Here is a 6,012-nt window from a genome sequence, read left to right as displayed (position 1 = left end):
TAAGAGACAGGCCGACGACCGCGCCCGGTCGGCGCGTTGCGGCCGGGCCGTCGACGGATCCGCGTCGCATCGAGGTCGGTGACATCGTCGAGATCGGTGACCTGTCGTACCGGGTACGCGGATCGATCCGGCTGGTCGAGGGCGAGTGGAGTTGGGCCGAGCACCTGCTCGACGACGACAGCGGGCGTCCTCGCCTTTCGGTCGCCGAGAGCCCGGAGTTCGCGCTGGTGCTCTGGGAGCCACAGCCGGGAAGGGTGCGGACCGTCGGTGTTCCGGCGGTCGACGTCGCCGGGCGACGGTACGACTGGCACGAGTCCGGCCAGGCCCGGTACACCGCGACCGGGCTGACCGGGCTCCCCCCGACCGGGACGATGCGGTACCACGACTACCGGGCACCGGGCGGGGCGCGGCTCACCTTCGAGGCGTACGGCGAGGCGGGCTGGGAGGTCGCGCTGGGCCGCCGGCTGGATGAGGGTGACGTGACGGTGCACCCGCAGGGACGCGGATCGTGAGAGCGACACCGGTTCGGCTCGACAGCGACCCGTGCCGACATCACCGAGGGCGGATCTGGGTACACCGCTCCCGAGCCGGGCGGCTGGTGCGTCCGCTCACCTGCTCAGCGTCGATCCTGGCGTTGCGGAGGAGGACGCGCCGTCCAGACGGCGTCGTGTCGTGCCGGGTTGGCCTGTTGCCGATACGGTGAGTCGCGTTCCAGGGAGGGAGAAAGATGGTCGACCCGAAAAACACCCCGGCCCGGCAGCGGCCGGGTGTGGTGACGATATCCACCTACTTGCTGTTGCTCTTCGCGATCTGCCAACTGATCAGTGTGGTCGTGTCGCTGGCCACGATCGGCACCGTCCGTGAGGTGATGGACGAGGCGTACCGCGACTCCACGGTCGAAGGAGCGGAGAGCCTCGGCGACTTCACCGTCGTCCTCGGCGTCGCCACCGCAATCTTCCTTCTCGTCGTGGCGCTCGCGCTGTTCGGCCTGGGCCTGCTGAACCTGCGTGGCAAGAACGGCGCCCGGATCGCCACCTGGGTGGTCGGCGGCATCATGCTCTGCTGCACCGGTTTCAGTCTGCTCAGCGGGCTGGCCGGCGGCCTCACCACGCCCGGTGCCGAGACCAGCGGCGACATGCCGAGCACCGAGGAGGTCCAGCGCCGGCTGGAGGAGGCGCTGCCCGGCTGGGTCACCCCGGTCAGCCTCCTGCTCGGTGTGATCAGCCTGCTCGCGCTCCTGGCCGCGCTGATCCTGCTGGCACTGCCGAAGGCGAACGAGTTCTTCCGCAAGCCGACCCAGCAGTGGGAGCCGCCGATGCCCGGCGGCAGCTACCCGAGCCAGCCCGGCTACCCGCAGGCACCGGGCTACCCGGGCACCTCGCCGCAGTCCGGCGAGCCGGGCTACCCGGGCACCTCGCCGCAGTCGGCCGAGCCGGGCTACCCGCCCACTCCGGGTCAGCCGCCCGCCGGCGGGCCGGGCGACGGTCCGGGTGGACAGCCTCCCCAGTACGGCGGTCCGGGCCAGCCCGGCGACCAGCCGCCGACCGACCGGCCGAACTGATCGGTCGAACCGACCGCCGGTGAGTTAGGCGCGACTGCGACGGTCCCTCCGAGTAGGTTGCAACCCGAACACCTACCGGAGGGACTCGTCGTGTCGTACCCCGAACAGGCGCCGCCCCGCCGGCCGGCCGTGGTCGTGACGGCCGTGGTGGTGCTGGTCGTGATGGCGGTGGGTGCGTTCGGGTACGCCGTGACCGGCCTGAGTGCCGTCGGCGGCACGGTGTCCCGGTTCCGTGCGGCGGCCGTCGGCACGTCGGCCGACTCCGCCCAGGTCGACGCGATGGTGACCCTGCTGCGGGGTGTGGTGGTGGGAGCGGCCGTGCTGAGCGTGCTCGCGGCCCTGCTCCTCGCCGGCCTCGCGGTGGGCCTGGCCGGCCGGCGACCCGCCGCACGGGTGTCCACGTGGGTGGTCGCCGGTCTCGGGGCGCTCCTCGGTTGCTGCGGCATCGGGGCCCTGCTGATCCAACGCGCCACGCCCCTGGACTTCGGCGACGACCAGGCCGCCGCCGAACTCGTCGCTCTGGTGGCGGACGCCTACCCGTCGTGGTGGATTCCGGTCACTACCACCCTTTCGGTCGGGCAGGTGCTCGGTTACCTTGTGGTAGCCGTACTGCTGGCGATGCCGTCCGCCAACGCCTGGTTCCGTCGCCACCCGGTGCCCCCGCACCACCCCCACCCGCCGCACCACCCGCCGTCCGCGTACCCGCCGCCGGTCGCGCCGCACCAGACCTATCCGCCGCCCGGGGCGCCGCCGTCGTCCCCGTACCCACCGAGGTGAACAGACCCGTGACGCCCGACCAGCCGAGCACCGAGCGATGGGCGTTGATCACCGGGGCGAGCGCGGGAATCGGGGCGGCCTTCGCCGACCGGCTCGCCGCCGACGGATGGCACCTGGTGCTGGTCGCCCGGGACGGTGACCGACTGGCGGCGCAGGCCGCCGAGCTGACCGGCCGGTACGGCGTCGAGACCGAGATCCTGCCGGCCGACCTGTCCACCGACGACGGCTGTGCCGAGGTGGAGCGACGGCTCGCCGCCGCACCGCCGATCGGGCTCCTGGTCAACAACGCCGGCATCAGTCTGAACAAACCGTTCCTCAGGTCGAGCCTCGACGACGAGACCCGCCTGCTCCGGCTCAACGTGCACGCGGTGATGCGTTTGACACTCGCTGCGCTGCTCACGATGACCGAACGGCGGGATGGGGCAGTGATTAATGTCTCTTCCGTCGCGGGTTTCGGTGCGATCATGCCGGGATCGACGTACTCCGCCAGCAAGGCGTGGGTCACGAACTTCAGTGAGTCCGTCGGCCAGTCCGCCCGCCCCTTCGGCGTCCGCGTGATGGCGCTCTGTCCCGGCTACACGCGGACCGAATTCCACCAGCGAGCCGGCATCGACATGTCGAAAACTCCCGAGTGGTTGTGGCTCAACGCGCCCGCCGTGGTGGAAGAAGCCTTGCGTGACCTGCGAAAAGGCAAGTTGGTCAGCGTTCCATCGTGGAAGTACAAGCTGGCTGTCGCCGGTCTGCGGCACGCCCCGCGCGGGTTGCTGGACCGGGTCGCCCGCGACACCCGTGGACGCATCGGCCGCGATCGCGGTTGACCGCGACACGTCGTCGACCGGTACGGCGGCGACGGGTGCGGCATCACTCGATCCGAACCGCAGGTCAACGTAGCGTAGTCGGACATCGCCACTCATCTGTCCCCCGGAAGGGTTGCCCAGGGTGGCCCGTCCACCCGGCACACAGACTTGCGCAGTACCCTCTATCGCCATGGGGGACCACGACGACCTGCGTAAATTCATCTCCGACCTGGCTGTGGTCCATGGCCGGGTAGTGCTCTCCTCCGGGCAGGAGGCCGACTGGTACGTCGATCTGCGTCGCATCACGCTCCATAACCGGGCGGCCCCCTTGGTCGGTCGGGTGATGCGGGAGTTGACCGCCGACTGGTCGTACGACGCGGTCGGTGGCCTGACATTGGGCGCCGACCCGATCGCCATGTCGATGCTGCACGCGACCGGCCGTCCGTTGGACGCGTTCGTGGTGCGGAAAGCGGGCAAGGCGCACGGGTTGCAACGCCGAATCGAAGGCCCCGACGTGACCGGACGTCGGGTGCTGGCGGTGGAGGACACCTCCACCACCGGCGGAAGTGTGATGACCGCCGTCGAGGCCCTTCGCGAGGCCGGGGCCGACGTGGTGGGGGTGGCGGTTATCGTTGATCGTGGTGCCGGCGACGCGGTGCGAGCCGCCGGATTGCCCTATCGGGCGGCCTATACGTTGGCTGACCTCGGCCTTGTGGCGTAAAAGTCTGCCGATTCGGATCTGCTGATATGCAGCCGGATCGATGCTGCTGGTGGAAGGATGGAATACGTGGGAACTGCGTTGGCCGAAATGACTATGCCTCAGATCTCGCCGCTTGCCGGCGAGCCGATCGAACGTGCCGACGCCGAGCGGCTGGCAGGGGTCCTCAAGGCCCTTGCCGACCCCGCCCGGCTGCGGCTGCTCAGCCTGATCCAGTCGGCGCCCGAGGGCGAGGCGTGCGTGTGCGATTTGACCGCACCGCTCGGTCTCTCGCAGCCGACCGTCAGCCACCACCTGCGTATCCTCACCGAGGCCGGCTTGCTGGAGCGGGAGAAGCGTGGTGTGTGGGCCTACTACCGGCTGGTGCCGAGTGCGATCGCGACGATCGCCGACCTGCTGACTCCGCCGCGGAAGCGGGCCACCAAGAAGGCTCGCTGAACCGGAACCGCTTGGTGGCCGCCCAGCCGGGCAGCCACCAAGCGGTGGACGTCAGCGCACCTGCGTCGGCTCGTCGTCGTACGCCTCGGTGAGCGCGCGGGCGGCCCGGTTCACCCGGCGTCGCTCGGCTACCACCATGGCCAGGACCACGGCGAGGCCCAGCAGGAACAGCGCGGTGATGGGCAGGATGCCGTCACCGGGCGCCTGCAGGGTCCGGTCCTCGGACTGCCATGGCCAGAGCGAGCGCAGGCTGCCGATCAGGGCGCCGGACATCACCGCCAGAGTCATCCGGCGATGCGTGGCCAGCAGCCACTGGAGCAGCTTGACGAAGAGCGCCAGGCCGATGACCATGCCTGCGGCGAAGATTGCCAGATAGCCGAAGTCCCGGTCGTTGACGGCGGCGATGGTCGGTTCGTAGAGACCGACGGTGAGCAGCAGAAATGATCCGGAGACACCGGGCATCACCAGCGCGCAGACCGCGAACGCCGCCACGATCAGCAGGATCAGCGGGTGCGGTTCGAGGGTGGCCTGCGGTAGGCCGGTGAGCGTGAACGTGACCGCCACGGCGACCACCAGGGCCACCACCTCTCGGGCGCGCCACGGCTTGCCGACCATCGAGACCGGCACCAGCACCGAGGCGAGCACCAGGCCGAGGAAGAGGCCACGGGTGTGCTCGGGGTAGCCGGTCAGTAACGGCTCCAGCAGCTTCGCGGCGAGCAGCAGGCCGGGCACCATCCCGATCATCAACGGGATCACCACGTCCCAGTGGGCCTGCCGCATCTGGTGTCCCGCCCGCGTCCAGCCACGTCCACGCGGTACGTCCGACGTCGCGTACCGGACGGCGTTCACCACGTGACCGGCGGACACGATCAGCCGTTCGTACACCCCGGTGACCAGCGCGATGGTGCCACCGCTGACCCCTGGCACGGCTTCCGCCACCCCGATGGCCCCACCGCGTAGGACATGGCCTACCCGTTCGCCCAATGCCATGAAGAATCCGTCTCCTGCCTCGCTCGCCCGGTCGCCGGAGCGGCGCCCGCCACGGCCGCCCAGGCTACCGGGATCGCGAGCAATGCCCGGTTGGCGTCAGAGACGGGGGTCCACCGGCTCGGACTCGCAGGCCAGGATCGCGAAGACCAACTCGTGCCGACGCCACAGCGGGGCACCGTCGACCAACGCGTCCACCGCGGCCAGCCCCAGCCCGTGCTCCCGCAGCGCCATCCCGCGTTTGCGTCCCAGGGAGCGCTTGCGCAGCGCGGCCAACTCCTCCGGCTCGGTGTAGCCGGGACCGTAGATGATCCGCAGGTACTCCCGTCCCCGGCACTTGATGCCCGGCTGGAGCAGCGAGCCCCGTTCGCTGCGGGCCGCCAAACCGGCGTACGGCTTGACCACCATGCCCTCGCCGCCGGCCCCGGTCAGCTCCAGCCACCAGTGGGTCGCGGCCTGTACCGCGTCCGGGTCGCCGAGGTCGACCACCTGGCGTCGGGTCGGCGTGAAGAACTCCGGGTCCGCCGCGCAGAGCCGGTCGGCCTGGGCCAGGTGCCAGCCGTGGTCGCGGTCGGCGTACCCGGCGGAACCGCCGGCCAGCACCGCGAACGGGGCCAACGTCACCCCGCGTAACCCGTCCGTGGGTCCCACGTACGCCCGGTAGGCGGACGTGTAGGCGAGCACGTCGTCCCGGCGACGGGCGGTCCGGTCGCGCAGCGCGGTCACGTCCAGCC

7 protein-coding genes and 1 pseudogene are annotated in these 6,012 nt (G+C 70.7%); 6 read left to right on the top strand and 2 right to left on the bottom strand.

Annotated elements, in window-relative coordinates; genetic code table 11:
• The 6 genes from EYA84_RS24345 to EYA84_RS24320 all read left to right on the top strand — a co-directional run.
• Positions 1-512, top strand: a 512-nt coding sequence (locus EYA84_RS24345) for a DUF4178 domain-containing protein (RefSeq protein ID WP_131055688.1), incomplete at its 5' end; no start/stop codon positions are given.
• Positions 513-727: 215 nt separating this feature from the next.
• A complete protein-coding gene (locus tag EYA84_RS24340) occupies positions 728-1,561 on the top strand; it encodes a hypothetical protein (RefSeq protein ID WP_131055687.1) in 834 nt (277 codons plus the stop codon).
• 90 nt (positions 1,562-1,651) lie between these two features.
• Positions 1,652-2,338 carry a hypothetical protein gene (locus tag EYA84_RS24335; RefSeq protein ID WP_131055685.1) on the top strand — a complete coding sequence of 229 codons (687 nt, stop codon included), beginning with the start codon at positions 1,652-1,654 and terminating at the stop codon, positions 2,336-2,338.
• 8 nt (positions 2,339-2,346) lie between these two features.
• Positions 2,347-3,156 (top strand): SDR family oxidoreductase, encoded by an 810-nt coding sequence (locus EYA84_RS24330; RefSeq protein ID WP_131055683.1) that lies wholly within the window; start codon positions 2,347-2,349, stop codon positions 3,154-3,156.
• 169 nt (positions 3,157-3,325) lie between these two features.
• Positions 3,326-3,856: an orotate phosphoribosyltransferase gene (locus EYA84_RS24325; protein ID WP_131055681.1), complete on the top strand. Its 531-nt coding sequence runs from the start codon at positions 3,326-3,328 to the stop codon at positions 3,854-3,856.
• 57 nt (positions 3,857-3,913) lie between these two features.
• Positions 3,914-4,291 (top strand): helix-turn-helix transcriptional regulator, encoded by a 378-nt coding sequence (locus EYA84_RS24320; RefSeq protein WP_007454255.1) that lies wholly within the window; start codon positions 3,914-3,916, stop codon positions 4,289-4,291.
• 51 nt (positions 4,292-4,342) lie between these two features.
• Here the strand turns inward: EYA84_RS24320 and EYA84_RS24315 are convergent, their stop codons facing one another.
• Positions 4,343-5,281: a DUF368 domain-containing protein gene (locus tag EYA84_RS24315; protein WP_131055679.1), complete on the bottom strand. Its 939-nt coding sequence runs from the start codon at positions 5,279-5,281 to the stop codon at positions 4,343-4,345.
• A gap of 96 nt (positions 5,282-5,377) precedes the next feature.
• A pseudogene (locus EYA84_RS24310) lies at positions 5,378-6,012 on the bottom strand (polynucleotide kinase-phosphatase); the annotation flags it as partial.

The sequence above is a fragment of the Verrucosispora sp. SN26_14.1 genome, from assembly GCF_004307965.1.
Taxonomy (GTDB): domain Bacteria; phylum Actinomycetota; class Actinomycetes; order Mycobacteriales; family Micromonosporaceae; genus Micromonospora.
This window is presented reverse-complemented; position numbering and strand designations above follow the sequence as displayed.

Bases quoted from the DNA above. Each gene is read 5' to 3' on its own strand.
- EYA84_RS24315 (WP_131055679.1), bottom strand. From the start codon at position 5,281: ATGGCATTGGGCGAACGGGTAGGCCATGTCCTACGCGGTGGGGCCATC.
- EYA84_RS24325 (WP_131055681.1), top strand. From the start codon at position 3,326: ATGGGGGACCACGACGACCTGCGTAAATTCATCTCCGACCTGGCTGTG.
- EYA84_RS24340 (WP_131055687.1), top strand. From the start codon at position 728: ATGGTCGACCCGAAAAACACCCCGGCCCGGCAGCGGCCGGGTGTGGTG.
- EYA84_RS24320 (WP_007454255.1), top strand. From the start codon at position 3,914: ATGGAATACGTGGGAACTGCGTTGGCCGAAATGACTATGCCTCAGATC.